Genomic DNA, 24458 nt, shown 5'->3' on the forward strand with positions numbered 1-24458 from the left:
TTGCGGGCCCCGCGGGCCCGTTGTGGTGCCGCGGGGGCGTCCGCCCGGGGCCCGCGGGGGTGTGGGGGCGTCAGCCCCCCACGTCCTCCTTCCCCCCGCCAAGGGGGCCTGGGGGGAAAGCCCCCAGTTCGGGAAAAGGGGCGGGGTGGGGGAAAGGCCCGCGCCCGCACCCTGCGTACCCCTCCGCCAGGGCAGATCCGGTTCGACGGGCGGCTGATCGGCGCGGAGAATGAGGGGGGCAGGATGCCGCCTCGGTAGGGCGCCGCCCGTCGGTGAGGCGGTGGCGACCTGCCCGGCAAGGTGGTGGCGATGCCCACGTGGCGATTGCGGGACTTCCGCGACGACGATCTGGACCGCGCTATCCAGATATGGGATCAGGACCGGCAGGCGGACGACTCGCCCCCCGTGTTCCCCGTCTCTGAGGTCATGGCCGCGGCCCGGACCGGCGGTCCCGCCGTGGTCGCGTTGGTGGGCGATGACTTGGTGGGCATGGCAGTGGCGCAGGCCCAGGGTGAGCGGGCCTGGATCACGCTGGTGGCGCTGGCCGGGATGTGGCGTAACCGCGGGATCGGCAGCGCCCTGATCGGCGAGCTCGAGCGGCGCCTGCGGGTGCAGGGGGTACGCCGGATCGGTGCGCTGCTCGCCCCGGGGGCCACCGGAACCACGGCCCTGGAAAACTCCGGCTACCGGACTCGCACCGGGCTGACCCTCTACGAAAAGGTCGAGCATCTCGGCGCGAGCGATGCGGGTCTGCTCGCGGAGCTTGGCGGGAGGGTACTACTGCAGGGGCTGTGGGGTGCGCTCGCGGGCATGGAGCGGGAGAAGGAAGCCATCGAGCGGCGGATCGTGCTGCCGCTGGCCGAGCCCGCGCTGGCCGACCGGTACGGGGTGACGCCGCCGAAGGCGGTCATCCTCTTCGGCCCGCCGGGCACCGGCAAGACCAGCTTCGCCAAAGCCGTCGCCTCCCGGCTGGAGTGGCCGTTCGTGGAGCTCTTCCCCTCCCGGCTCGCGGCGGGAGGCGCTGGGAGCCTGGCCACCTCGCTACGGGACACGTTCGCCGATCTGGCCGAGCTGCAGACCGTTCTGCTGTTCATCGACGAGGTCGAGGAGATTGCCGGCGTCCGCTCCGGCCTGGCCGTTGATCCCGGCCATGGAGTCACCAACGAACTGCTCAAGCTGATCCCCGGCTTCCGCGAGCACGACGACCGCCTGCTGATCTGCGCCACCAACTCCGTCCGCTCGCTCGACCCGGCGTTCCTGCGCCCCGGCCGGTTCGACTACGTCATTCCGGTCGGTCCCCCCGACCCGGTCGCCCGGGCGGCGATCTGGCAGCGCTACCTCGGCCCGGCGGCCGACGACGTCGAACTGCACCGGCTGGTGGCGGCCAGTGAGATGTTTACACCCGCCGACATCGAGTTCGCCGCCCGCAAGGGTGCCCACACCGCGTTCGAACGCGAAGTCGCCGACCGCCAAAACGCGCCGGCCAGCACTGAGGACTACCTCGCCGCCATCGCTGACACCCGTCCCACACTCACCGACCAGGTGCTCACCGAGTTCGATGAGGACATCGAGCGCTACGTGCGCATGTGACGCCGGGTCTCCTCAGCTTCGGATTCCTCGGCTTCGGCGAGAGTTGGGGGGGAAGGCCCCGCGACCCGGGCAGCGGACGCCACCCGTACCCCCTCAGCTCAAGATCACGCTCCGCGTCAAGTTCCGCGGCCGGTCCGGGTCGAAGCCCCGCGACTCCGCCAGCGTCACCGCAAGCCGCTGCGCGCGGATCAGGTCCGCCAGGGGGTCCGCCTCCTGGCGGGCCACCAGCGTGCCGCCGACCCGCGTGACGTCCAGGGAAAGGCCTTCCGGGAGCGCGCCGAAGACCCACGCCACCCGGCCCGGGCCGGTGATCGAGATCGGGCCGTGGCGGTACTCCATCGCCGGGTACGACTCCGTCCACGCGCCCGCCGCCTCGCGCATCTTCAGGCCCGCCTCCAGCGCAAGCCCGTACGTCCAGCCCCGCCCCAGGAACGTCCACTGCTCCGCCCCGACCACCGCTTCCGGCAGTGGCTCCGTCAGCGCGAGCTCCGCGTCGACCGCCGCCTCGGTGACCGACTTCACCCCGGGGACGTCACCCAGACCGGCCCGCAGGAAGGCCAGCGCGGTCGTGGCGAAACGGGTCTGGACCACCGACTCCTCGTCCGCCCAGTCCAGCACCGCCACCGCGTCCGCCGCGCCCATCACCGGCGTCTTCGGGTCCGCGGTCAGAGCCAGCGTCGGCACCTTGCCGCGCAGTTCGGTCAGCAGGTCCAGGACCTCCGTCGTCGTCCCCGAGCGGGTGATCGCGACGACGCGGTCGTACGTACGCCCCGACGGGAACTCCGACGAGGCGAAGGCGTCCGTCTCGCCCAGCCCCGCCGCCTCCCGCAGCGCCGCGTACGCGATCGCCATGAACCAGGACGTCCCGCACCCGGTGACGGCGACCCGCTCACCCGGCTCCGGCAGTCCCTCGAAGGCAGCGGCGGCCTCGGCCGCTCGGCGCCAGCAGGCCGGCTGGGTGGCTATCTCTGCTGCGGTACGGGACATGCGGCAAGGCTCCTAGCGACGTACGCGTAACTCGGGACCGGCACCGACCACTGCGTGCCGTCACGTGCTTAGCAGGCCGCGGCGCACCCGGGCAATGCCCACCGTCCCGTGGACAGACGTTGCGGTAGTGACATGCACTGGAGTAGACCTCATACGTCTACGTGGTGGAAATCGCAGCTCATTTCAGATGACATCACGGGGGACCAACTGGGACGACACGGGCAAACAGTAGAGGGTGGGGAAGAGCGGTGCAGCGTCGCTTCATGGGTCTGACCGCGGCGATTGCCGCACTTGGCATGACGGTGGTCCTCTCGGGCTGTGGCAGCTCCAGCGGTTCCGGCGATGTCACCCTCAAACTGGTGGCGGCCGACTACGACGTGGACGGCGGCCAGAACAGCAAGAAGTACTGGGCCGACCTCGCCGCCGAGTTCGAATCCACGAACCCCGGCATCAAGATCGACGTCCAGATCGAGTCCTGGAACGACGTCGACCGCAAGGTCGCCGAGATGGTCAAGGCGGGCAAGGCCCCCGACATCGCCCAGATCGGCGCGTACGCCGACTACGCCGCGGCCGACAAGCTGTACTCCGCCGACCAGTTGCTCTCGATTCCCGTACAGTCCAACTTCCTCGTCCCGCTCACCGACGCAGGCGAGATGAAGCGGGTGCAGTACGGTCTGCCGTTCGTCGCTTCCACCCGGCTGCTCTTCTACAACAAGAAGCTCTTCAAAGAGGCCGGGATCCAGGAAGACCCGAAGACCTGGGACGACCTCAAGGCCGACGCGGAGAAGCTGAAGGCGAACACGGACGTGAAGTACCCCTTCGCCCTGCCGCTGGGCCCCGAGGAGGCCCAGGCCGAGACCATGATGTGGCTGCTCAGCGGCGGCGACGGGTACACCGACCCGATCGGCAAGTACTCCATCGACTCCGCGCAGAACATAGCCACCTTCAAGTGGCTGAAGACGAACCTCGTCGACGCCGGGCTCACCGGCCCGGTCGCCCCCGCCAAGCTGAACCGCAAGGAGGCGTTCGCCGCCTTCACCCGCGGTGAGGTCGGCATGCTCAACGGCCACCCCTCCCTGATGCAGGAAGCGGAGAAGGCCAACGTCGAGGTCGGCAAGGTCCCCATGCCCGGCAGCAACGGCAAGCCGAAGACCGCGATGGGCGTCGCCGACTGGATCATGGGCTTCAAGCAGAACGGCCACCGGGCCGAGGTCGGCAAATTCCTGGACTTCGTCTTCAGCGACAAGAACGTCCTCGACTTCGTCGGCCAGAACAACCTGCTGCCGGTGACTGTCTCCGCGTCCGAGGCGATGGCGAAGGACCCGAAGCAGCGGGACCTCAAGGAGTTCCTGCAGGAGCTCCCCAACTCGGTGCTTCCGCCGGTCGGCAAGACGTCGTGGGCGGCGGTCAGCGAGAACATAAAGAAGAACATCGGACAGGCCGTCGCGCCCGGAGGTGTCCCGTCATCCGTCCTCGGCAAGATCGGCCGGGACGCCACCCTCGCTGACAACGCGCAGTAGGCAGCGCGCAGGGGGTCTGCGGCGCCGATATGTTGGAGCGTATGACCGACGACGAGGCGATCGAGGGGCGCGAGGCGCTCTCCGAGCGCGACCGTGCCGTACTGGCCATGGAGCACACCTCCTGGCCGGGGCCCGGCGCGAAGGAGCGCGCCATCAGGGAGCAGCTCGGCATCTCCCCGGTCCGCTACTACCAGCTCCTCAACGCCCTGATCGACGACGAGCGCGCCCTCGCCCATGACCCGGTGACCGTCAATCGGCTCCGCCGTGTCAGGGACGACAGACGAAGTCACCGATAGGGTCGGGGTATGGGCAGCTCCACGTACGCGCATCCCCTGCCGACGCCGTCCACCCCCGCCGGCCGAGACGGCCTGGCCGCGCTTCTCGCCCGGCCGCAGAAGGCAGTCGTCGGCCTTGACTTCGACGGCACGCTCGCCGAGATCGTGCCCGACCCCGAACAGGCCCGCGCCCACCCCGGCGCCGTCCCCGCGCTCGCCGCGCTCGCGCCACGGGTCGCCTCCGTCGCCGTGATCACCGGACGTCCCGCGGGTGTAGCGGTCCGCTACGGCGGCTTCGCCGGAGTGCCGGGCCTGGACCACCTGGTCGTCCTCGGTCACTACGGCGCCGAGCGCTGGGACGCCGTCACCGGCACGGTCAAAACCCCCGCCCCGCACCCCGGGGTCGCGGCTGCCCGCGCCGAACTGCCCGGTGTCCTGGACGCCGTCGGTGCCTGGCAGGGCACCTGGATCGAGGAGAAGGGCCAGGCGGTCGCGGTGCACACGCGCCGGGCGTCCGACCCACAGGCGGCGTTCGAGGCGCTGCGGGGCCCGCTCGCCGAGCTCGCCGCGCGTCACGGGCTGATTCTGGAGCCGGGCCGCATGGTCCTGGAGCTGCGCCCACCCGGTATGGACAAGGGCGTGGCCTTGGCGGAGTACGTACGCGAGGTGGGAGCCGACGTCGTGCTGTACGCCGGTGACGACCTCGGCGATCTGCCTGCCTTCGCGGCCGTCGAGAAGCTCCGCTCGGACGGCGTGCCCGGCCTGCTGGTGTGCAGCGGCAGCACGGAGGTCCCGGAACTGGCGGACCGCGCCGACCTGCTGCTGCCGGGCCCGCCGGCGGTGGTGGAGTTCTTGGCCGCGCTGGCCCAGCACCTGTAGCCGGCCCGGGCAGCCGGTTCCGGGTTTTGCTGCGCGCCTCGCGTGGCGCCTTCACTGGGCCGGGGCGGCCGGTCGGGGCGCCGGAGCGCTCGCCGGTCCCGGGCCGCCGGGGACCCGGGCGCCTCCTACGCCCCCTCGCGCAGCGCCCGCAGCTGGTCCAGGAACCACTTCTGCGGCGGCAGCGCGGTTGCCGCTGCCGCCAGCCGCTTGGTGTGCCGGGACCGCTCGTCGTCCGGCATCGTCAGCGCCACGTGGAGCGCGTCTGCCGTGCCCGTCACGTCGTACGGATTCACCGTCACCGCATCCTCGCGCAGTTCCTCGTACGCCCCTGCCTCCCGCGAAAGCACCAGCACGCAGCCCTCCTCCGAGACGACCGGGATCTCCTTGGCGACCAGGTTCATGCCGTCCCGGATCGGGTTGACCAGAGCCACGTCCGCCAGCCGGTACGCGGCGAGCGACCGCGCGAAGTCGTCCTTCACATGGAGCACGACAGGGCTCCAAGTCGCCGTCCCGTACGCGGAGTTGATCTCGTCCGCCAGTCGCTGGACCTCCGCCGTGTAGTCGCGGTAGACAGCCAGGTCCTGCCGGGAGGGGTAGGCGAAGGCGACATGGACCACGCGCTCGCGCCACTCGGGGCGGGTTTCCAGCAGCTGCCGGTACGCCAGCATCCCGCGCACGATGTTCTTGGACAGCTCGGTGCGGTCGACTCGCACGATGGACTTGCGCCCCGGGCCGATCTGCTCGCGCAGCGCTGCCAGCCGCTCGTCCACGTCCGGCCGGTGCGCGCGCTCCCGCAGGAAGTCCGCGTCCGCACCGAGCCCGTGCACCCCGATCGCCGTGCTGCCGGTGCCGCCCAGCAGCTCCGTACAGCACGAGACGAAGGCATCGGCCCACCGCCAAGTCAGAAAACAGGTTCGGTCCGCGCCGAGAAGGCCGCGCAGCAACTGCTCCGCGATGTCGTCGGGCAGCATCCGGAAGTAGTCGACGGGCGCCCACGGCGTGTGCGAGAAGTGCCCGATGCGCAGATCGGGACGGAGCTCGCGGAGCATGCCGGGCACCAGCGCAAGGTGGTAGTCCTGCACCAGGACGGCCGCCCCCTGGGCCGCCTGCGCCGCCAGCGCGTCCGCGAAGGCCCGGTTGTAGGTCTCGTACGATGCCCACTGCCTGCGGAACTCCTGGTCGAAGACTGGCTCCAGCGGCGTCTGGTACAGCATGTGGTGGATGAACCACAGCACGGAGTTGGCGATGCCGTTGTACGCGTCGGAGTGGACGGCCTCGTCGATGTCGAGCATCAGCACCCCGGGCTCGCCTACCCCGCGCCGCACCGCCTCGTGGTCGCCGTCGCCGAGCGCGGCGCACACCCACAGCGCCGCCGCCTCGGAGCCGATGGCCGACAGGCCGGAGACCAGCCCGCCCCCGCCGCGGCGCGCGTCGAGCGAACCGTCCTCGCTCAGTGTGTATGTGACCGGGCCGCGGTTCGACGCGACAAGGACCTGGGCGGCAGCGTGCTCGGAAACCATGTCGCGAAACCTAGCCCGTCCCACAAACGCTCAAACGTGTGTACGTCATTGGTCGTGGTGTCCTTGTGTGTCCTACGTCTCTCATGCCCATAACTGGGAAATGTAGACAAATTGACCAGCGATCCATGCTTATGCCGCGCGACGCGCCGGGTACTCACCGATCTCGCGCATCGGCGGCCGCTCCTCCGTGTCCACCGCGTACGTCCGCGGCTCGAAGCCGCCCTCGGCCCGCTCGAACTGCGTGAGCGAAGGACGCACCAAGTGGCCGCGAGAAAGCCGGAGTTGGGCCGTGCGGTAGATCGCTGCGGCCATCCGGCCCAGCGCCTGCCCGTCCTGGTGGCGGTGCTTGCGCGAGCCGACGTCCACCTGCGCCAGGGCGTCCAGGCCCACCGTGTGCAGCGCGTCGACGAGCAGGCCGAGCTCCACTCCGTAACCGACGGGGAAGGGCAGCCGCTCCAGCAGCGCGCGCCGCGCCGCGTACTCCCCGCCCAGCGGCTGGACGAACCCGGCCAGCTGCGGCCAGTGCAGATTCAGCAGCGGACGCGCCACCAACTCGGTCACCCGGCCGCCCTGACCCGCGCGGTCGCCGAGCGGCCGGTCGTACATCGCCTTGACGAAGTGCACATCGGGATCGGTGAGCAGTGGGCCCACGATCCCGGAGACGAAGTCCGCGGAGAACTCCCGCAGATCCGCGTCCACGAAGCAGACGATGTCGCCGCTGGTCGCCAGCAGCGAGCGCCACAGCACCTCGCCCTTGCCGGGGACGGCGGGTATCCGGGGCAGGATGGCGTCCCGGTGCACCACGCGCGCGCCGGCCGCCGTGGCCACCTTGGTCGTACGGTCGCTCGAGCCCGAGTCGACGACGACCAGTTCATCGACGAGCGGCACGGCCTCCATCAGCTCGCGGCGGATCACGGTGACGATCTCGCCGACCGTCGCCTCCTCGTTCAGGGCGGGGAGCACCACGCTGACCGTCGTCGAGCGTTTGGCGGTAAGCAGCAGGTCAAGTGGGCGGTCGGCCGCGGCCCAGGACCGCCGCGCCAGCCATCGCTCCACCTCATCGAGCACGTGCGTGTCTCCCTCGACTTCCGGTCGTATGATCCATCTCGCGGTTCGGACGACTATCTCAACCATCCGGGCCTTCGGTTACAGTCTTGAACAACGCGGATGACCGTCGCATGTCGGGGGTCGTCACGCTGACAATCGAATACCGCTCATCCAGAGGGGCAGAGGGAACGGCCCGTTGAAGCCCCGGCAACCCTCCCGCCGACCGCGAGGTCACGGTGGGGAAGGTGCCAATTCCGTCTCGTGGCGAAATGCGTCACGGGGAAGATGAGGAGAAAGGGCCTCGCCTCCATGGCTGTGCAGACTGTCGCAAACACCACCCCGGTGAACCTCGGTCCCGCCGCGGCGCTCTCGTGCCGCGAGTGCGGTGAGCGTTTCGACCTTGGCCCGATCTTCGCTTGTGCCTCCTGTTTCGGGCCGCTCGAAGTCGCGTACGACCTCCCCGGTGACGACCCCGAGGCGCTGAAGAAGCGGATCGAAGCGGGTCCGAACAACATCTGGCGGTACGCTCCGCTGCTGCCCGTCCCCGCCGACGTGGCTGACAAGCCGAACATCAACCCCGGCTTCACCAAGCTCGTCAAGGCCGACAACCTCGCCCGTGAGCTGGGCGTCACGGGCGGCCTGTACATCAAGGACGACTCCGGCAACCCGACGCACTCCTTCAAGGACCGCGTCGTCGCCATCGCCGTCGAGGCCGCGCGTGCCTTCGGCTTCACCACCCTGTCCTGCTCGTCCACCGGCAACCTGGCGGGCGCCGTCGGCGCTGCAGCCGCGCGGGCCGGCTTCCGCTCCTGCGTGTTCATCCCGCACGACCTGGAGCAGGGCAAGGTCGTCATGGCCGCGGTGTACGGCGGCGAGCTGGTCGGCATCGAGGGCAACTACGACGACGTCAACCGCTTCTGCTCCGAGCTCATCGGCGACCCGCTGGGCGAGGGCTGGGGCTTCGTCAACGTCAACCTCCGCCCGTACTACGGCGAGGGCTCCAAGACGCTGGCGTACGAGATCTGCGAGCAACTCGGCTGGCGGCTGCCCGACCAGATCGTGATCCCGATCGCCTCGGGCTCACAGCTCACGAAGATCGACAAGGGGCTGCAGGAGCTGATCAAGCTCGGTCTGGTCGAGGACAAGCCGTACAAGATCTTCGGCGCTCAGGCGGAGGGCTGCTCGCCGGTGTCGACGGCCTTCAAGGCCGGGCACGACGTCGTACGCCCGCAGAAGCCGAACACCATCGCCAAGTCGCTGGCGATCGGCAACCCGGCGGACGGCCCGTACGTGCTGGACATCGCGCGCCGCACCGGCGGGGCGGTCGAGGACGTCAACGACGAGCAGGTCGTCGACGCCATCAAGCTGCTTGCCCGTACGGAAGGCATCTTCGCGGAGACCGCGGGTGGCGTGACCGTGGGCGTCACGAAGAAGCTGATCGAACAGGGCGTGCTCGACCCGGCGCTCACCACCGTCGTCCTCAACACGGGTGACGGCCTCAAGACGCTGGACGCGGTGGCGCCGACGACCGGCCCGACCGCGACGATCCGCCCGAGCCTGGACGCGTTCCGCGACGCCGGCCTGGCCGGCTGACCGACCACCCGAGACCCAAGGAAGGCACGCACCATGAGTGTCAACGTCCGCATCCCCACCATTCTCCGTACGTATACGGGCGGCCAGGCCGAGGTTTCGGCCCAGGGCGCGACCCTCTCCGAGGTGATCGCCGACCTGGAGAAGAACCACACGGGCATCGCTGCGCGCGTCCTGGACGACCAGGGCAAGCTGCGCCGCTTCGTCAACGTGTACGTGAACGACGACGACGTCCGTTTCGAGCAGGGTCTTGAGACTGCGACACCGGACGGCGCGGGCGTTTCGATCATTCCGGCTGTCGCAGGCGGCTGCTGACTTCGCAGAGTTACCACTGTTGCCCCCTCCGCAAGAGAAGCGGAGGGGGCAATTCCATAGGGTTGAGCGCGGTAGAGTTGGGAAGCCCCCTCCGCTGCTCATGCCGCACGCATATGAGAATGCGTCGCCGCACGTCAAGAAGTAGCCAAACTGCGCGATCGAATTGCCGCGTAGGTGCCTTTCGTCGGGCCCGACTTGCCCCGGAATTCACATAATTCACATAAATTATCCGTTCGGCCTCGCGCAGAATTTTCGTCCGACTGACCTGTTGCAGACGGCAGTTGGACAGATACATTCAGCCGCGGTCGACGCGTTCCGGCGCACACCCGTGGGGTGGAGGTCTGACCCGGGTCCGCGAAGTGCGGTCCTGCGTAAGGGCCAGTAACAGGGGAGTTAGGCATGGCTCAGGGCACCGTCAAGTGGTTCAACGCGGAGAAGGGGTATGGCTTCATCGCGGTCGACGGTGGTGCGGATGTTTTCGTCCACTACAGCGCGATCCAGATGGACGGGTACCGCACCCTTGAAGAGGGTCAGCGAGTTGAATTCGAGATCTCGCAGGGCCAGAAGGGTCCGCAGGCGGACATGGTCAAGCTCGCCGTCTGATCTCGGCGCGATCGGCCACCGACGCACTCACGCCGAGGGGCCCGCATCCCACAAGGGATGCGGGCCCCTCGTGCGTCCGGGCCCGGTTGGTGGGCCTTGGTGGGCCTTGGGGACCCGCTTGCGCCCTTCTTCCCCCAGCTACCGCTGGGGGTGCCCCCAGAGGTGCCCCCACCGACCACCGCCCCTCGTCCAGGCTTCATCGAAGGCGCTTGCACTCTCGGGGGTCGAGTGCTAATCATTGCGTTAGCACTCTGACAGTGAGAGTGACAACGAGGACCGGGCCGGTGAGGTCCGCAGGCCAGGTGGGGCAAGGAACCACAGGGCTTGCAGGCCGTCCGTCGCGGGCGCCAGCGCGGTCCGGAGAATCCACCCCAGTCCGGGAGGACCACTTCACATGGCCAAGATCATCGCGTTCGACGAGGAGGCACGGCGCGGTCTCGAGCGCGGGATGAACCAGCTCGCCGACGCCGTCAAGGTCACCCTTGGCCCCAAGGGCCGGAACGTCGTCCTCGAGAAGAAGTGGGGCGCCCCCACGATCACCAACGATGGTGTTTCCATCGCCAAGGAGATCGAGCTCGAGGACCCGTACGAGAAGATCGGCGCCGAGCTGGTCAAGGAAGTCGCCAAGAAGACGGACGACGTCGCCGGTGACGGAACGACCACCGCGACCGTCCTCGCCCAGGCGCTCGTCCGCGAGGGCCTGCGCAACGTGGCGGCCGGCGCCAACCCGATGGCCCTCAAGCGCGGCATCGAGAAGGCCGTCGAGGCCGTCTCCGGCGCCCTGCTCGAGCAGGCCAAGGACGTGGAGACCAAGGAGCAGATCGCTTCGACGGCCTCCATCTCCGCCGCCGACACCCAGATCGGCGAGCTCATCGCCGAGGCCATGGACAAGGTCGGCAAGGAAGGCGTCATCACCGTCGAGGAGTCCCAGACCTTCGGTCTGGAGCTGGAGCTCACCGAGGGTATGCGCTTCGACAAGGGCTACATCTCGGCGTACTTCGCCACCGACATGGAGCGTATGGAGGCCGTCCTCGACGACCCGTACGTCCTGATCGTCAACTCCAAGATCTCCTCGGTGAAGGACCTGCTCCCGCTGCTGGAGAAGGTCATGCAGTCGGGCAAGCCGCTGCTGATCATCGCCGAGGACGTCGAGGGCGAGGCCCTGTCGACCCTGGTCGTCAACAAGATCCGTGGCACCTTCAAGTCCGTTGCCGTCAAGGCTCCGGGCTTCGGCGACCGCCGCAAGGCGATGCTGAACGACATCGCCATCCTCACCGGCGGCACGGTCATCTCCGAGGAAGTCGGCCTCAAGCTCGAGAACGCCGGCCTGGACCTGCTGGGCCGCGCCCGCAAGGTCGTCATCACCAAGGACGAGACCACGATCGTCGACGGTGCCGGTGACAGCGAGCAGGTCGCGGGTCGCGTCAACCAGATCCGCGCCGAGATCGAGAACAGCGACTCGGACTACGACCGCGAGAAGCTCCAGGAGCGCCTCGCGAAGCTGGCCGGCGGCGTGGCCGTCATCAAGGCCGGCGCCGCGACCGAGGTCGAGCTCAAGGAGCGCAAGCACCGCATCGAGGACGCGGTGCGCAACGCCAAGGCCGCCGTCGAGGAGGGCATCGTCGCCGGTGGTGGCGTGGCTCTCATCCAGGCGTCCTCCGTCTTCGAGAAGCTCGAGCTCGAAGGTGACGAGGCCACCGGTGCCGCCGCTGTGAAGCTGGCCCTGGAGGCCCCGCTGAAGCAGATCGCGGTCAACGCCGGCCTCGAGGGCGGCGTCGTTGTGGAGAAGGTGCGCAACCTGACCGTGGGTCACGGCCTGAACGCCGCGACCGGCGACTACGTCGACATGATCGCCGAGGGCATCATCGACCCGGCGAAGGTCACGCGCTCCGCGCTGCAGAACGCCGCGTCGATCGCCGCGCTGTTCCTGACCACCGAGGCCGTCATCGCCGACAAGCCGGAGAAGGCCTCCGCGGCCGCTCCGGGCGGCATGCCGGGCGGTGACATGGACTTCTGATCGACCTCTGGTTGATCACCGTCCTGACCGAGGGCGGCACCCCTACTCCCAGGGGGTGCCGCCCTCGGGCTTTTTGCGCGGCTCCTGATGGCGGCCGAACGCCGCCCGCGGCCGGGCTGCTGCCCGGACGTTCTGGTGTGGTTCCTGCACAGCGGTCGGACCGGCAGGCTCCGCGCGGGGCCTGAGCCCCGGGTGGATCGCCGTGACCGCACTTCACCCGCAAGCCGTTGCCTGCAAAAACGGCACGCGATCCGGCGTGCGACCCGCCCCGAGGCCGGGGCGGGTGCCCCGGCGCCCGGCTGTCACACGGGACGCCGAGGGACGCTGTGACGATCGACACGGCGACTTGGGGACACGCGACAGAAACGTCGGTGTTACGCGTGGTTCTTACGATCACTGAGGTATTTAACGGTGATTTAGTTGGAGGCTGCTCCCCAATGGTTGAACTGAACAGGCGAAGCCTCATAAACGCTGCGGGAGCCGTCGGGGCACTCGGCATCATCGGAGCCACAGCGTCCCCGGCCCTCGCCACGGCTCCGTCCGCGACGCCGTTGGCGAAGGCCGGGAAGGCCAAGGATTCCGGGTTCGAGCTGATGGAGGCGACCGTCGCCGACGTTCTGCGGGCCTACCGCAACGGCCGGCTCACCTGCCGGGAGCTCGTGCAGCAGTATCTCGACCGGATCGCGGCGTACGACAAGCGCGGCCCCGCGGTCAACGCGGTCCTGACGCTCAACCCCCGCGCGCTGGAAGAGGCCGACGAACTGGACCGCCGGTACCGGCGGTCCGGGCCGGTGGGCCCGCTGCACGGTGTGCCGGTCGTCCTCAAGGACAATTACAACACCGCCGACCTGCCCACCACGGGCGCCTCGGCCTCCCTGGCAGGTGCTCAGCCCTCCAAGGACGCCACCGTGGTGGCGCGTCTTCGGGCGGCCGGTGCGCTGGTGCTGGCCAAGACGAACCTGCAGGAGTTCGCGCTCGGCGGTGTCACGGTGAGTTCGCTCGGGGGACAGACGAAGAACCCGTACGACCTGACCCGCACGCCGGGCGGTTCCTCCGGCGGCACGGCGGTCTCGCTCGCGTCCAACTTCGCCCTCGTCGGCACGGGCAGCGACACCGTCAACTCACTGCGCTCGCCCGCCTCCGCGTGCGGCGTGGTCGGTTTCCGTCCGACGTCCGGGCTGGTCAGCCGGGCCGGTGTGGTGCCGGTTTCGTTCACCATGGACGCGGTCGGCCCGATGGCCAGGACGGTCACCGATGCGGCCGTGATGCTCGACGTCATGGCCGGCTACGACCCGGCGGACCCGGTCACCGCCTTCGGCGTCGGGCGGCAGCCGGAGACGTACACCGCGTCCCTGGACAAGCACGGCGCGCGCGGCCTCCGTATCGGCGTGCTCGACACCCTCTTCGGCACCGGCCCCGACTCCGCCGATGTCAACCGGGTGATGGAGCGGGCGATCGCGCAACTGGAGCGGCTGGGCGCCACGGTGGTGCACCTGTCCGATCCGTCGCTGGACTCCGCCGCCGTGACCGCCGCTCTCGATGTCCAGCCGTACGAGTTCAAGTACGTCATGGACGAGTACCTGAGCTCGCCCGACGTGCACGCGCCGGTGCACTCGCTGGACGACATCATCGCCTCCGGCAAGTACCACCCCGCGCTGGCGAGTTTCCTGGCCTCCGCGGCGAGCCACGCCGACGGTCTGGACGAGACCGAGTACAAGGACCGCCGACTCGGCATCGAGGCGCTGAAGCAGCGCGTGCTGGACCTGATGGCCCGTAACAAGGTGGACGTGCTCACCTTCCCGCACCAGCAGATCCTGCCGGTCCCGATCGGCGAGACCAACCAGGCCAAGCGCAACGGCATCCTCGGTGCCCTGACCTCCTGCCCGGCGATCACCCTGCCGGCCGGCTTCTCCACCCCCACGACCGCGGCTCCGCTGGGTGTGCCGGTCGGCATCGAGTTCATGGGGCGCCCCTGGAGCGAGCCCACCGTGATCTCGGTGGCATACGCCTTCGAGCAGGCCGCCCGCGCCCGCAAGGTCCCGGTGTCCGTGCCGGGGCAGTAGTTCTCGGCGCGACGGAAGCGCGCATTCCTGACGGTCGACTGTGCGGCGTGCGGACGTACGCCGCGTGCTGCCGAGCCGTTCGCCACCACGCTTTCCACGGCCTTCTTCCCGGTCTGACCCGGAGCGGCCGTGAGGGTGGCACCCCGTTGCGGGGTGCCACCCTCAGCTCGTTTGCGCCTGCTGGCACGACGCCCGCGACACGCCGTATCCGCTGGTGGATCTGCGGCGTTGCAACCTCGACACCGCGCGAACTGGGGCTCCGCCCCAGACCCCGTACGCCCTTCGGGCGTTGTCCTCAATCTCCCCCAGACTTCGTCCGGGGGGGACCCCCAACGGGCTCCAATGGAGCCCCTCCGGCGATTGAGGAGCCGGGTCCGGGGCGGAGCCCCGGGGCGGCCGCCGCCGCGTTGAGCTCGTCCAGCATCTGCTTCGTAAAGCCGAACCAGAACGTCGCGATGAAGCCCATCGCGTAGCCGACCAGCAGGCCGCCCGCGTAGACGGCGATCGTCTCGCCCAGGCCCCTGTTGCCGTTGAGGAGCGGGAACAGGGCCCAGCCCGAAGGGCCGATGGCCGTGGAACCGACCTTGTCGCCCAGTATGTTGAACAGGCCTACGAAGCCGCCGCCGAATGCTCCGCCGACGCAGGCCGTGACGAACGGGCGGCCCAGCGGGAGCGAGACGCCGTAGATCAGCGGTTCGCCCACGCCCAGGAAACCGGCCGGGAGCGCGGACTTGATGGTGTTGCGGATCGAGGTGTTGCGGGGGAGCCGCAGATAGACCGCGGCCGCCGCGCCGACCTGGCCCGCGCCCGCCATCGCGAGGATCGGCAGCAGGACCGTGAATCCCTGCTGCTCGATCAGCGTGGTGTGGATCGGGATGAGCGCCTGATGCAGGCCGAGCATGACCAGCGGGAGGAAGAGGCCGCCGAGTACGAAGCCCGCGCCCGCGCCGCCGTTGGCCAGCAGCCAGGTGGCGAAGTCGCCGATCGCGGCGGAGATCTCGCCGGCGACGAACATCAGGCCGAAGATGGTGACCAGGCCGGAGACGAGGACCGTGAGGGTCGGGGTGAGAAGGACGTCCAGGGACTGAGGCACCCAGCGACGGCAGCACTTCTCGACGTACACAGCGAGCACCGCCGCGCCCAGCGCGCCGAGCACGCCGCCCTGGCCCGGGGAGAGTTTCTGGCCGAAGGCCTCGATGTTCGCGACGCCCGGGAAGACGATGATCGCGGCTACCGCGCCGCCCAGGATCGGCGTACCGCCGAACTCCTTCGCCGTGTTGTAGCCGACGAAGACCGCGATCAGCGACATGAACCCGGACGCCATCGCGGCGAGCGCGGGCACCACGGCCGGCAGCAGGCCGAGGTTGGTCAGCAGCCCGCCCAGACCGGCGATGATGCCGCAGCCGATGAGGGCCGGGATCAGCGGCACGAAGATGTTCGCGATACGGCGCAGTAAGAGCTTGAAGGGCGTTGAGTTCTTCGCCTTCCGGGCCGCCTTGATGGCGGCGCCCTGGGCGGCCAGGTCCTCGGCGGTCCCGGGGGCGGTCCCGGGGGTGGTCCTGGAGCCGGTCCCGGGGGCGGTCCTGAGGGCCGCCACCAGCGCCTCGAACTCGGGGGTGACCCGGGCGACTGTGCCCGGGCCCAGCACGATCTGGTACGTGTCGTCATCGACCACGCCCATGACGGCCGGGAGGGCCTTGAGGGCCTCGTCCTGTACGAGGGAACGGTCGTGCAGGCCGAGGCGGAGGCGGGTCATGCAGTGGGCGACTGAGGAGATGTTCCCGGCGCCGCCGACGAGGGGAAGGATCGCGGCGGCGGTTGCGCCGTTCTTGTCTGTGGAGTCTGTTGCCATGGGTGGGGGGTGCCTTGCTGTGGGGGAGGTTCAGTGCGTACGGGCTGATTGCAGCGCCGCGCGGAGGTGGCCGTGAGACTTGGCGAGGAGGTCGGCCGCCGTGGGGCCGTCGACCGAGCCGAGGATGGTCAGGATCGCGTTCTTCACCTCGCCGTCGGTGGCGGCGAGCGCGGCTTCGATCTCCTCGTCCGACGCGTCGGTGGCGAGCCCGACGATCCGCCGCGAGCGGGCGCGCAGCTTCTCGTTGGAGGCGCGGACGTCCACCATCAGGTTTCCGTACGTCTTGCCGAGCCGGATCATCGTGATCGTCGAGATCATGTTGAGAACCAGCTTCTGCGCCGTACCAGCCTTCAACCTCGTCGATCCGGTGAGCAGTTCGGGTCCGACGACGACCTCGATGCCATGGTCGGCGGCCGCCGCGAGCGCGCTGTCCGCGTTGCAGGACAGCCCGATGGTGAGCGCGCCGCGGGCGCGGGCGTGCTCGACCGCGCCTATGGCGTACGGCGTGCGGCCCGACGCGGAGATCCCGACCACCGTGTCGTCCGCGGTCAGTTCCAGTGCGTCCAGGCCGGCGGCGGCCAGCTCCTTGCTGTCCTCCGCGCCCTCGACCGCCTTGACCACGGCGGAGGGGCCGCCCGCGATCAGGCCCACGACCTCGTCCGGATCGGTGTTGAAGGTGGGCGGGCATTCGCTCGCGTCCAGTACGCCGAGCCGCCCCGCCGTGCCCGCGCCCGCGTAGATCAGCCGGCCGCCGCGGGACATCCGCTCGGCGGTGCCGTCGATGGCGGCGGCGATCCGCGGAAGCTGCGCGGCGACGGCGGCGGGGACGGTCTCGTCCTCGCCATTCATGATCCGGGCGATCTCGAGGGTGGGAAACTGGTCGATCTCGGCGAGCTCGGGCCGGAACGCCTCGGTGGTGAGGGTGGCCAGCTGAGCGCGCAGCTTGGTGTAGTCCTGGGTAGAGGTCATGAAAAGCGGCTCTGCTTTCTCGGTCCGTGGGGGGCTTAGCGGATGCGGGGGCTGTGCCGGTGGGCGAGGGCCTCGTACGAAGCGGCGAGGGCAGGGGCCGCCGTCTCGTACGTACGCTGCGCGATGCCTATGAACAGGCAGTCGACGACGAGGAGTTGGCTGGTACGGGACGACATCGCGGCCGGGCGCAGCTCGCTCTCCCGCGCGGTGGAGGTGGTCAGCACATGGTCGGCGTACTGCGACACCGGCGCGTCCGGGCGGCCGGTGATCGCCACCGTCGTCGCGCCCCGGTCGAAGGCGACGCGCAGCGGCTCGATCGCGTCTCCCGTCGAGCCGGAGTGGGTTATGGCGATGGCCACGTCGCCGGAGCGGAGCTGCACGGCATTGGTGACGGCGAGGTGGGGGTCGGCATGGGCGTGCGCGATCAGGCCGATGCGCAGCAGCTTCTGGGCGAGGTCCATGCCGACGAGACAGGACGCGCCGACGCCGTAGATGTCGATGCGGCGGGCGGTCGATGCCGCGGCGACGGCCGCGCCCAGTTGTACGGTGTCGAGCCCCGCGGCCGTGTCGGCGAGGGTCTGCTGCTCGTCGTACGCGAGCTTGGCGACCACGTCCGCGATGGGGTCGTCGACGGCGATGTCGGCGGTGACGGCGGGGGCCCGGCCGGACTGCTGGTGGGCGGCGAGCCCGGCGAGCGCGAGGCGCAGGTCGCGGTAGCCGGGGTAGCCGAGGAGGCGGGCGGTGCGGACCACGGTGGCCTCGCTGGTGCCGGTGAGTTCGGCGAGACCGGTGACCGTGAGGGCCGCGCAGCCAGCTGGATCGTTGGCGACGGCTTCGGCGACCCGCTGCATGGAGCGGGTCATGGACGGCGCGAGGGTGCGCACCTTGGCTGCGAGGGCGGCGGGGGCGGGTGGGGCGGCGACGCTGAAAATTTCCTTCACTGGATTGGTCACTCTTGAAAGATATTTTCGCCCTTTGTTCATCGTCAACCCCTGCGGTTCCGGCTGTGGCGCATGGGGTGACAATTGCTCCATGGACGACGCGAACCCCCTGGAGCAGGCGCTGCATGCGGCGCGCGCCCTGGTCCTCGCCGATCTGGCCGCTCGCGATGTGGCCGACGCCGGGGTCGTGTCGCTGGTCGAGGAGGCCGTGACGCACCGCCGCTGGTGGGTCGAGCAGTGGCCGGAGGGCGTCGAGTACATCGCGGGCCTGGTCGCCCAGGACGTCCAGGACGCGCTGCTGGAGCGGTACGGCCGGTGGCCGCTGTGCCCGGTCTGCGACGTCGGCGACCCGCACGCCCTGGACGTCGAACCGGAGCTGGGCCCGGACCCGCACTGGGTCTGTTCGAAGGCGGGCGTCGTGGTGGCCCCGGTAGGCGGCCTTTCGTGACTGTCTACATCGACCCGCCGACCTGGCCGGGCCATGGCCGGATGTGGTCGCACCTGGTCAGCGATGTCTCGTACGAGGAACTGCACGCGTTCGCGGCGTCAATAGGCTGCCCGCCGCGCGCCTTCGAGCGGGACCACTACGACGTGCCGTCGCACCGGTACGGGGACGCGGTGACGGCGGGCGCGGTGCAGGTGTCGAGCCGCAAGGTGGTCGAGCTGCTGACGAAGGCGGGGCTGCGCAGACGCAAGGGGCGTTCGGCGTAAGGGCGGGTTCGGCCCGCCGGTCCGGGCCCGGTCAGACCCGCTCGGCGCGAGCCGTCGGCTTCCGTCCGCCCGACGCCGACGACGTCACCACGCGCGAACTGCCGTGCAGCCGCAGCGACACCGGGACCAGACCGATCGCCACGACCGTTATCGCGGCGCCCGCCCAGGCCGTCGAGGCGAAGCCGAACCCCGCGTCGATCACCGTGCCGCCGAGCCAGGGGCCGCCCGTGTTGCCCAGATTGAAGGCGGCGGTGGTGGTCGCGCCCGCGAGGGTGGGGGCGGCGGCGGCCACGTTGAACATCCGGGCGTTGAGGGCCGGGGCCGTGTAGAAGGCCGAGACGCCCAGCAGGAAGGAGAGGGCGATCGTGACGGCGGGTTCTGTTGCGAAGAGCGCGAGGGCGGCCAGGAAGAGCGTCGAGGCGGTGATGCCGCTGAGCAGCACGCCGAAGAGGTGCGCGTCCGCGACCCGGCCGCCGATGGCCGTACCGACGAGCGCGCCGATCCCGAAGAGCGCGAGCACGGTCGGTACCCAGGCCGCGTCGAGTCCGGACACGTCCGTGAGCAGCGGCGCGAGATACGAGAACGCACAGAAGACGCCGCCCGCCGCAAGCGCGGTGATCGCGATGGAGAGCCAGACCTGCCGGTCGCGGTAGATCGACAGCTCGCGCCTCAGCTGCGGCTTCTCGGCGGGGTGCGGGATGCGGGGGATGAGGGTGACCACACCGGCGAGGGCGACCGCGGAGGCGGCTGCGACGGCCCAGAAGGCCGATCGCCAGCCCAGGTGCTCGCCCAGGAACGCTCCCGCGGGCACGCCGAGGACGTTCGCGATGGAGAGCCCGCCAATCATGACGGCCATCGCGCGGGCGCGGGCGTTGAAGGGCACCATCGCGATGGCGACGGAGGCCCCGACGGCCCAGAAGCCCGCACAGGCGACCGCGCTGACGACACGGGACGCGAAGAGGATCTCGTACGTCGGCGCCAGTGCGCCGGCGATCTGCCCGAGCCCGAAGAGCGAGATCAGGGCGATGAGGGTGGTCTTGCGGGGGAGGCGGAGGGTGGCCACGGCGAGGAGGGGCGCGCCGATGACCATGCCGATCGCGAAGGCGGAGATGAGGAGGCCGGCCCGGGGGATGGAGACGTTCATGTCGTCGGCGATGGGCGGGAGGAGGCCCGAAAGCATGAACTCGCTGGTGCCGAGGGCGAAGACGGAGAGGCCGAGGATGTATACGGCCAGGGGCATGCGGGAACGGCGCTCGACGGACTCAGGCATGACATGGCCAACACGCCGGTTGGCCGTCACATTCCCGCGGGCGCGTGCGGGCTGCATTCCCGGGCGGGGCGTATCGGTGAAGTCGCGACCCTGGGGAACGGGCCGTGCCGCGTGCCTTTGCTGTGCGCATTGTTCGCGGACACGGCCACCCCCCGGATCACTGTGCTGAGGTGACTGCCGCAGCCCGGTCAGCGTGTGAGCGACTCCAGTTCCAGCGACAGGTTCTGTCGGGCAGCGGACTCCCATTCCCGTTCCCCGTACGGCGTATGGAACAGCTGTGGCAGGTCGAGCAGTTGGCGCAGCACCGCCGCGCGGCCCTCGCGGAAGGCCTCGTCCGGGACGAAGCCGTACTCCTTCCGTACCGCCGCCGTGTACGCCGCATACCGCTCCGGGCCCGACGCCAGGATCGCCAGATCGGCGTCGCAGAGGACCTGGCCGTTGGCGTCGGCCGGATCGGGCGCGTGGGTGGTCGTCAGGCGGACCAGGCGGGCGACTTCCGCGGTACGCGCGGGGGACAGGCCCGCCTCGGGGAGGGCGCGTTCGGCCAGGCGGGCGGAGCGTTCCTCGTTTTCCGAGCGGTCGGGGAGGTAGACCGCGTCGTGGAACCAGGCCGCCAGGCGGACCAGGTCCGGGGCGGTGGCGTACTCCTCCAGTACGTCGATGTGGCTCAGGACCGCCGCCAGGTGGTCGACCGTGTGGTAGCGACGCTGCGGCTCCGACCAGCGCACCAGCAGATTCTCGGCGTAGGGCAGCGGGTCCGGACTGCTCGCGCCGTCGCGGGCGGCGAGCAGCGTCTGGGCCCAGCGGGCGCGCAGGTCCACGGAGTCGTCGGTCATGCGGCTGACTTTATGAGGTGCTCCGAGCAGAGGGGGCAGGAGGGGCGGGCGGGCTCGTACTGATGCCTTCGCGGAGCATGCGCATTAGGCTGACTATTGGACTAGACCTGTAAGGGCCTGGAGTCGTCTTCCTGAAGGAATGGGGTCACATGAGTAACCGTGCAGTCCTGGAGGTGATTGCCCTCGACGCGGAGGACGCGGTCGCGGCCCAGTCCGGAGGGGCGGACCGACTCGAGCTGGTCACCGACATGGCGGCGGACGGGCTGACGCCCTCGAGGGGGACGTTCGCCCGGATCCGGGCGGCCGTCGGCATCCCGCTGCGCGTGATGCTGCGCCTGTCCGACGGGTTCGCGGCGGGGGAGCCGGACGACGTCGACGCGCTGGTGCGGGCGGCGGGGGAGCTGCGGGCGGAGGGCGCGGACGAGTTCGTACTCGGGTTCCTGGACGCGGACGGGAACCCGGATCTGGTGACTGTGGAACGGGTCGTGGCGGCGCTCGGGGGATGCCGGTGGACGTTCCACCGGGCGATCGACCGGGCGGCGGACCGCGATGCGCTGCGCAAGGAGCTCGCGGACCTGCCGGGCCTGGACACATATCTGACCGCCGGTTCCCCGCAGGGTGTGGACGACGGCCTGCCCACGCTGCTGGCCGAGGCGGCGCGGCGGGACGAGCCCGGCTACGGCCCGCGGATTCTGGTGGGGGGCGGCCTCCGCCTCGACCACCTGCCCGTGCTCCGGGCTGCGGGCATCGACGGGTTCCACATCGGCGGGGCGGCCCGGCCGGGCGGCTGGGACGGCCCGGTGGACCCGGCGGCGGTGGCGGAATGGCGCGAGGCACTCGCCTGACGCGGCTGGTTCTCAGGCGGTGGGTTCGCCGGAGGAGCCGACGGCCGGGAAACCCTGTGCCGGAAACCTGAAGTCGGGTGTCGTCTCCGGTACCGGCCAGGTGCCGGGCACGACACTCGCGCGGCGCCCAACAGCACGCAGCGGCCGGCCCGCACAGCCCCGCCGCCCGCCGGCACGAGCCGCCCTACCGGCCCAGTTGGGTGGGCAGCGGGGCGGCGTGCAGCAGGGTCAGTCCTGACACGGCTCGGGTGAGGGCGACATACAGCCGGCGCAGACCGGTCCGCTCGTCGGGCTCGCCGTCGACGACCGCGGCGGGCTCGTCCAGTACTACGTAGTCGTACTCCAGGCCCTTGGCGAGCGACGCCGGGACCAGGGTGAGGCGGGACTCGGCCGTTGTTTCCTCGCCGGGGGAGAGATACGAGTGGCCCGCCGACGTCAGGGCCTCGGCCAGCGACGGGATGCGGGCGTCCGCCGCGATCAGGCCGATGGAGCCCTCGTTGTCCAGTGACTCGGCGCACGCGGCGACGACCGCAGCGTTCAGGTCCGTGGCCTCGACCTCGCGGACCGACAGCGAGCCCGGCGACTCGCGGACCGACTTCACCTCCGCCAGGCCCGGTGACATGTGCGGCAGCAGCCGCGACGCATACGCGATCACCTCGCGGGGGACTCGGAAGCCGGCTGTGAGCTCCTCAACCGTCGCGTCCTGCTTGCCCAGGTGGGACAGGGCCTCCGCCCAACTCGCCGTCGCCCACGGGGTCGTGCCCTGCGCCAGGTCGCCCAGGACCGTCGCCGAGCCAGTCGTGCAGCGGCGGCCCACCGCGCGGTACTGCATCGGGGACAGGTCCTGCGCCTCGTCGAGTACGACATGGCCCAGCGAGTGCGTGCGCTGCACCAGATCGTTCGCCTCGTCGATCAACACCGCGTCCGCCAGGGACCACTTGGCCGACCGGACACCGCGCGCCGGCTTCGTCCACAGGATCGTCTTCTGCTCGTCCGGGCTCAGGACGCCCTCGACATGTGTGGCGAGGAAGTCGGGGTCGGAGAGCAGGCGGAGCACCAGCTTCGCCGGGTCCACCGGTGGCCAGATGGCCTTCACCGCCGCCTTCACCGCGGGATTGCGCGCCACCGCGTCCTGCACCCTGTCGTCCGGCGCCTCGCCCGCCTGTTCCATCCGGACCAGCACCGAGTGCGCGATACGTTGCGGAAGTGCGTCGCGGGCCGCGCCGTAGCGGATGTCACGGTCGAGCAACTCCCGTGCGATCTCTTCGAGTTCGTACGCCGGAACCCGCCAGCGCCGCGAACCCCGCACCACCATCAGCGGCTCCGTAGGCATCGTCACATGCGAACGCAGCGCCCGCCGCAGCACTTCCGCCATGCGCGCGTCGCCCTTGACGACCGCCGCCGAGGCCTCGTCCGCGCCCTGGATCTCCACATGCGCCACCAGGTCGTCGACCGTGGCCTGCTTCACCTCCAACTCGCCCAGCGCGGGCAGCACTTGCTCGATGTAGTGCAGGAAGGACTTGTTCGGGCCGATGACCAGCGTGCCCGTCCTGGCCAGCCGCTCCCGGTGCGCGTACAGCAGATACGCGACCCGGTGCAGGCCCACCGCCGTCTTTCCGGTGCCCGGGCCGCCCTGCACGCACACCGTCCCGGACAGGCCCGACCGTACGATCCCGTCCTGCTCCGGCTGGATGGTGGCGACGATGTCCCGCATCGGGCCCACGCGCGGGCGCTCGATCTCCGCCTGGAGCAGCTTGCTGGTCCGGTTCTGCTCCGCGGGGTCGGTCAGATGCTCGTCCTCGTACGCCGTGAGGTCGCCGCCCGTGTAGCCGAAGCGCCGGCGCAGACCGACGTCCAGCGGGTCCTTCCTGGATGCCCGGTAGAACGGCTGCGAGACGGGTGCGCGCCAGTCGATGACCATTGGGTCGCCGTCCGCGTCATGGACGTGCCGACGGCCGATGTAGAAGCGCTGCCCCTCCTGGGTGGAGTGCAGATAGTCGAGGCGGCCGAAGAAGAGCGGGGTGTGGGAGAGGTCGGCCAGCGCATTGATGCGCCCCTCGATCTGCGCCTGCAGGACGGCGGCGTTGACCCAGTTCGCCGTGACGTCGCGGATGTCGAGGGCCTGGACGTCCTCGCGCATCGCGCGGAGCGCGGCACGCGAGGCGGTGAGATGGGCACGCTCACGCGCGAGCGGGTCTGCGAGCGGGTCTGCGAGCGGGTCTGCGAGCGGGTCTGCGAGCGAGTCAGGGACGGGTTGGGCGGGGTCTGGGGCGTGCGCGGGCACGGGTTGCCTCCGGGCGGATGCTGCGTGGATCACGACATGGCGGACCGGCCGGTTTCCGTCCGGACGGCGGCGCTCCTCGGGGGAGGCGGGCAAGAGCGGCGAGTCTAGTCAGCGGGCCGGTCGCGGGCGAATGAGTTTTACGGCGGCCCCGCCCCCCGCGTTCTCCCCGTAGGGGACGGCCTATGCCTGGAGTCGTACGCGGGCCGCTGCCAGGTTCAGTCCGCAGATCGATCCGCAGGCCCGAGTTCCATCCCAAGGCTGAAAGCGCCGGACGGGAAGTGGTTGTCGCCGGGGATGTCGTCGGCCACGGCATCCACGCCGCAGCCACCATGGGCCGACTGCGG

The 24458-nt window shown here is 70.2% G+C and carries 21 protein-coding genes and 1 riboswitch; of the genes, 12 read left to right on the top strand and 9 right to left on the bottom strand.

The window, feature by feature from the left end; translation table 11 throughout:
• Positions 1–309: 309 nt before the first annotated feature.
• A complete protein-coding gene (locus ACWDO5_RS27535) occupies positions 310–1590 on the top strand; it encodes an ATP-binding protein (RefSeq protein ID WP_450533055.1) in 1281 nt (426 codons plus the stop codon).
• A 93-nt stretch (positions 1591–1683) separates the two neighbouring features.
• On the opposite strand, the gene ACWDO5_RS27540 is transcribed toward ACWDO5_RS27535, so the two are convergent.
• A complete protein-coding gene (locus ACWDO5_RS27540; RefSeq protein WP_450533056.1) occupies positions 1684–2577 on the bottom strand; it encodes an SIS domain-containing protein in 894 nt (297 codons plus the stop codon).
• 263 nt (positions 2578–2840) lie between these two features.
• Between ACWDO5_RS27540 and ACWDO5_RS27545 the strand changes: the two genes are divergently transcribed.
• From ACWDO5_RS27545 to otsB, 3 genes are read left to right on the top strand one after another with little or no spacing between them, the layout of a single operon-like run.
• Entirely contained in the window at positions 2841–4097 is a 1257-nt protein-coding gene (locus tag ACWDO5_RS27545) for an ABC transporter substrate-binding protein (RefSeq protein WP_450533057.1), read from the top strand.
• A 41-nt stretch (positions 4098–4138) separates the two neighbouring features.
• Positions 4139–4393: a DUF3263 domain-containing protein gene (locus ACWDO5_RS27550; protein WP_450533058.1), complete on the top strand. Its 255-nt coding sequence runs from the start codon at positions 4139–4141 to the stop codon at positions 4391–4393.
• Between the two features lie 9 nt (positions 4394–4402).
• Positions 4403–5251 (top strand): trehalose-phosphatase, encoded by an 849-nt coding sequence (gene otsB, locus ACWDO5_RS27555; protein ID WP_450533059.1) that lies wholly within the window; start codon positions 4403–4405, stop codon positions 5249–5251.
• A 125-nt stretch (positions 5252–5376) separates the two neighbouring features.
• Here the strand turns inward: otsB and ACWDO5_RS27560 are convergent, their stop codons facing one another.
• Together ACWDO5_RS27560 and ACWDO5_RS27565 are read right to left on the bottom strand one after the other, a co-directional pair.
• Positions 5377–6771 carry an alpha,alpha-trehalose-phosphate synthase (UDP-forming) gene (locus ACWDO5_RS27560; protein ID WP_450533060.1) on the bottom strand — a complete coding sequence of 465 codons (1395 nt, stop codon included), beginning with the start codon at positions 6769–6771 and terminating at the stop codon, positions 5377–5379.
• A gap of 129 nt (positions 6772–6900) precedes the next feature.
• Positions 6901–7839, bottom strand: a complete 939-nt coding sequence (locus tag ACWDO5_RS27565; RefSeq protein ID WP_450533061.1) for a glucosyl-3-phosphoglycerate synthase — start codon at positions 7837–7839, stop codon at positions 6901–6903.
• Between the two features lie 143 nt (positions 7840–7982).
• Positions 7983–8110, top strand: a riboswitch (SAM riboswitch).
• A 17-nt stretch (positions 8111–8127) separates the two neighbouring features.
• On the opposite strand from ACWDO5_RS27565, the gene thrC reads away from it, so the two are divergent.
• The 5 genes from thrC to ACWDO5_RS27590 all read left to right on the top strand — a co-directional run bounded on the left by thrC (position 8128) and on the right by ACWDO5_RS27590 (position 14406).
• Positions 8128–9411, top strand: coding sequence for a threonine synthase (gene thrC, locus ACWDO5_RS27570; RefSeq protein WP_450533062.1), 1284 nt, complete (start codon positions 8128–8130; stop codon positions 9409–9411).
• Between the two features lie 33 nt (positions 9412–9444).
• Positions 9445–9723: a MoaD/ThiS family protein gene (locus ACWDO5_RS27575; RefSeq protein WP_307662670.1), complete on the top strand. Its 279-nt coding sequence runs from the start codon at positions 9445–9447 to the stop codon at positions 9721–9723.
• A gap of 399 nt (positions 9724–10122) precedes the next feature.
• Entirely contained in the window at positions 10123–10326 is a 204-nt protein-coding gene (locus ACWDO5_RS27580; RefSeq protein WP_005315736.1) for a cold-shock protein, read from the top strand.
• Between the two features lie 394 nt (positions 10327–10720).
• Positions 10721–12343 carry a chaperonin GroEL gene (gene groL, locus ACWDO5_RS27585; protein WP_450533063.1) on the top strand — a complete coding sequence of 541 codons (1623 nt, stop codon included), beginning with the start codon at positions 10721–10723 and terminating at the stop codon, positions 12341–12343.
• Positions 12344–12780: 437 nt separating this feature from the next.
• Entirely contained in the window at positions 12781–14406 is a 1626-nt protein-coding gene (locus tag ACWDO5_RS27590; protein ID WP_450533064.1) for an amidase, read from the top strand.
• Positions 14407–14701: 295 nt separating this feature from the next.
• On the opposite strand, the gene ACWDO5_RS27595 is transcribed toward ACWDO5_RS27590, so the two are convergent.
• Genes ACWDO5_RS27595 through ACWDO5_RS27605 form a run of 3 tightly spaced genes read right to left on the bottom strand, consistent with a single transcriptional unit; the run spans position 14702 to position 18180 of the window.
• Positions 14702–16258 (bottom strand): PTS transporter subunit EIIC, encoded by a 1557-nt coding sequence (locus tag ACWDO5_RS27595; protein WP_450533065.1) that lies wholly within the window; start codon positions 16256–16258, stop codon positions 14702–14704.
• Between the two features lie 30 nt (positions 16259–16288).
• Positions 16289–17227, bottom strand: coding sequence for an N-acetylmuramic acid 6-phosphate etherase (gene murQ, locus ACWDO5_RS27600; RefSeq protein ID WP_450533066.1), 939 nt, complete (start codon positions 17225–17227; stop codon positions 16289–16291).
• 35 nt (positions 17228–17262) lie between these two features.
• The gene (locus ACWDO5_RS27605; RefSeq protein WP_450533067.1) at positions 17263–18180 is read right to left on the bottom strand and encodes a MurR/RpiR family transcriptional regulator; all 918 of its coding nucleotides are present in this window, start codon (positions 18178–18180) and stop codon (positions 17263–17265) included.
• 79 nt (positions 18181–18259) lie between these two features.
• On the opposite strand from ACWDO5_RS27605, the gene ACWDO5_RS27610 reads away from it, so the two are divergent.
• Both ACWDO5_RS27610 and ACWDO5_RS27615 read left to right on the top strand, forming a co-directional pair.
• Positions 18260–18616 (top strand): hypothetical protein, encoded by a 357-nt coding sequence (locus ACWDO5_RS27610; RefSeq protein ID WP_450533068.1) that lies wholly within the window; start codon positions 18260–18262, stop codon positions 18614–18616.
• On the top strand, positions 18613–18879 hold the full coding sequence (locus tag ACWDO5_RS27615; protein WP_450533069.1) for a DUF4031 domain-containing protein: 267 nt from the start codon (positions 18613–18615) through the stop codon (positions 18877–18879). The genes ACWDO5_RS27610 and ACWDO5_RS27615 overlap by 4 nt, the downstream gene beginning before the upstream one ends.
• A 31-nt stretch (positions 18880–18910) precedes the next feature.
• On the opposite strand, the gene ACWDO5_RS27620 is transcribed toward ACWDO5_RS27615, so the two are convergent.
• Positions 18911–20119 (bottom strand): Cmx/CmrA family chloramphenicol efflux MFS transporter, encoded by a 1209-nt coding sequence (locus tag ACWDO5_RS27620; protein WP_450533070.1) that lies wholly within the window; start codon positions 20117–20119, stop codon positions 18911–18913.
• A gap of 218 nt (positions 20120–20337) precedes the next feature.
• The gene (locus ACWDO5_RS27625; protein ID WP_450533071.1) at positions 20338–20985 is read right to left on the bottom strand and encodes an HD domain-containing protein; all 648 of its coding nucleotides are present in this window, start codon (positions 20983–20985) and stop codon (positions 20338–20340) included.
• A gap of 149 nt (positions 20986–21134) precedes the next feature.
• Between ACWDO5_RS27625 and ACWDO5_RS27630 the strand changes: the two genes are divergently transcribed.
• Complete coding sequence (locus ACWDO5_RS27630; protein WP_450533072.1) at positions 21135–21830, top strand: copper homeostasis protein CutC; 696 nt, start codon at positions 21135–21137, stop codon at positions 21828–21830.
• A 184-nt stretch (positions 21831–22014) separates the two neighbouring features.
• Here ACWDO5_RS27630 and ACWDO5_RS27635 read toward each other — a convergent pair whose 3' ends face one another.
• Complete coding sequence (locus tag ACWDO5_RS27635; RefSeq protein ID WP_450533073.1) at positions 22015–24114, bottom strand: HelD family protein; 2100 nt, start codon at positions 24112–24114, stop codon at positions 22015–22017.
• Positions 24115–24458: the final 344 nt, after the last annotated feature.

The organism is Streptomyces sp. NPDC000880, assembly GCF_053599675.1.

Coding starts and splice junctions, on each gene's coding strand:
- ACWDO5_RS27540 (WP_450533056.1), bottom strand. CDS start 2,577: ATGTCCCGTACCGCAGCAGAGATAGCCACCCAGCCGGCCTGCTGGCGC.
- ACWDO5_RS27595 (WP_450533065.1), bottom strand. CDS start 16,258: ATGGCAACAGACTCCACAGACAAGAACGGCGCAACCGCCGCCGCGATC.
- thrC (WP_450533062.1), top strand. CDS start 8,128: ATGGCTGTGCAGACTGTCGCAAACACCACCCCGGTGAACCTCGGTCCC.
- ACWDO5_RS27560 (WP_450533060.1), bottom strand. CDS start 6,771: ATGGTTTCCGAGCACGCTGCCGCCCAGGTCCTTGTCGCGTCGAACCGC.
- ACWDO5_RS27575 (WP_307662670.1), top strand. CDS start 9,445: ATGAGTGTCAACGTCCGCATCCCCACCATTCTCCGTACGTATACGGGC.
- ACWDO5_RS27545 (WP_450533057.1), top strand. CDS start 2,841: ATGGGTCTGACCGCGGCGATTGCCGCACTTGGCATGACGGTGGTCCTC.
- ACWDO5_RS27620 (WP_450533070.1), bottom strand. CDS start 20,119: ATGCCCCTGGCCGTATACATCCTCGGCCTCTCCGTCTTCGCCCTCGGC.
- murQ (WP_450533066.1), bottom strand. CDS start 17,227: ATGACCTCTACCCAGGACTACACCAAGCTGCGCGCTCAGCTGGCCACC.
- ACWDO5_RS27550 (WP_450533058.1), top strand. CDS start 4,139: ATGACCGACGACGAGGCGATCGAGGGGCGCGAGGCGCTCTCCGAGCGC.
- ACWDO5_RS27610 (WP_450533068.1), top strand. CDS start 18,260: ATGGACGACGCGAACCCCCTGGAGCAGGCGCTGCATGCGGCGCGCGCC.
- ACWDO5_RS27630 (WP_450533072.1), top strand. CDS start 21,135: ATGAGTAACCGTGCAGTCCTGGAGGTGATTGCCCTCGACGCGGAGGAC.
- otsB (WP_450533059.1), top strand. CDS start 4,403: ATGGGCAGCTCCACGTACGCGCATCCCCTGCCGACGCCGTCCACCCCC.
- groL (WP_450533063.1), top strand. CDS start 10,721: ATGGCCAAGATCATCGCGTTCGACGAGGAGGCACGGCGCGGTCTCGAG.
- ACWDO5_RS27590 (WP_450533064.1), top strand. CDS start 12,781: ATGGTTGAACTGAACAGGCGAAGCCTCATAAACGCTGCGGGAGCCGTC.
- ACWDO5_RS27535 (WP_450533055.1), top strand. CDS start 310: ATGCCCACGTGGCGATTGCGGGACTTCCGCGACGACGATCTGGACCGC.
- ACWDO5_RS27580 (WP_005315736.1), top strand. CDS start 10,123: ATGGCTCAGGGCACCGTCAAGTGGTTCAACGCGGAGAAGGGGTATGGC.
- ACWDO5_RS27625 (WP_450533071.1), bottom strand. CDS start 20,985: ATGACCGACGACTCCGTGGACCTGCGCGCCCGCTGGGCCCAGACGCTG.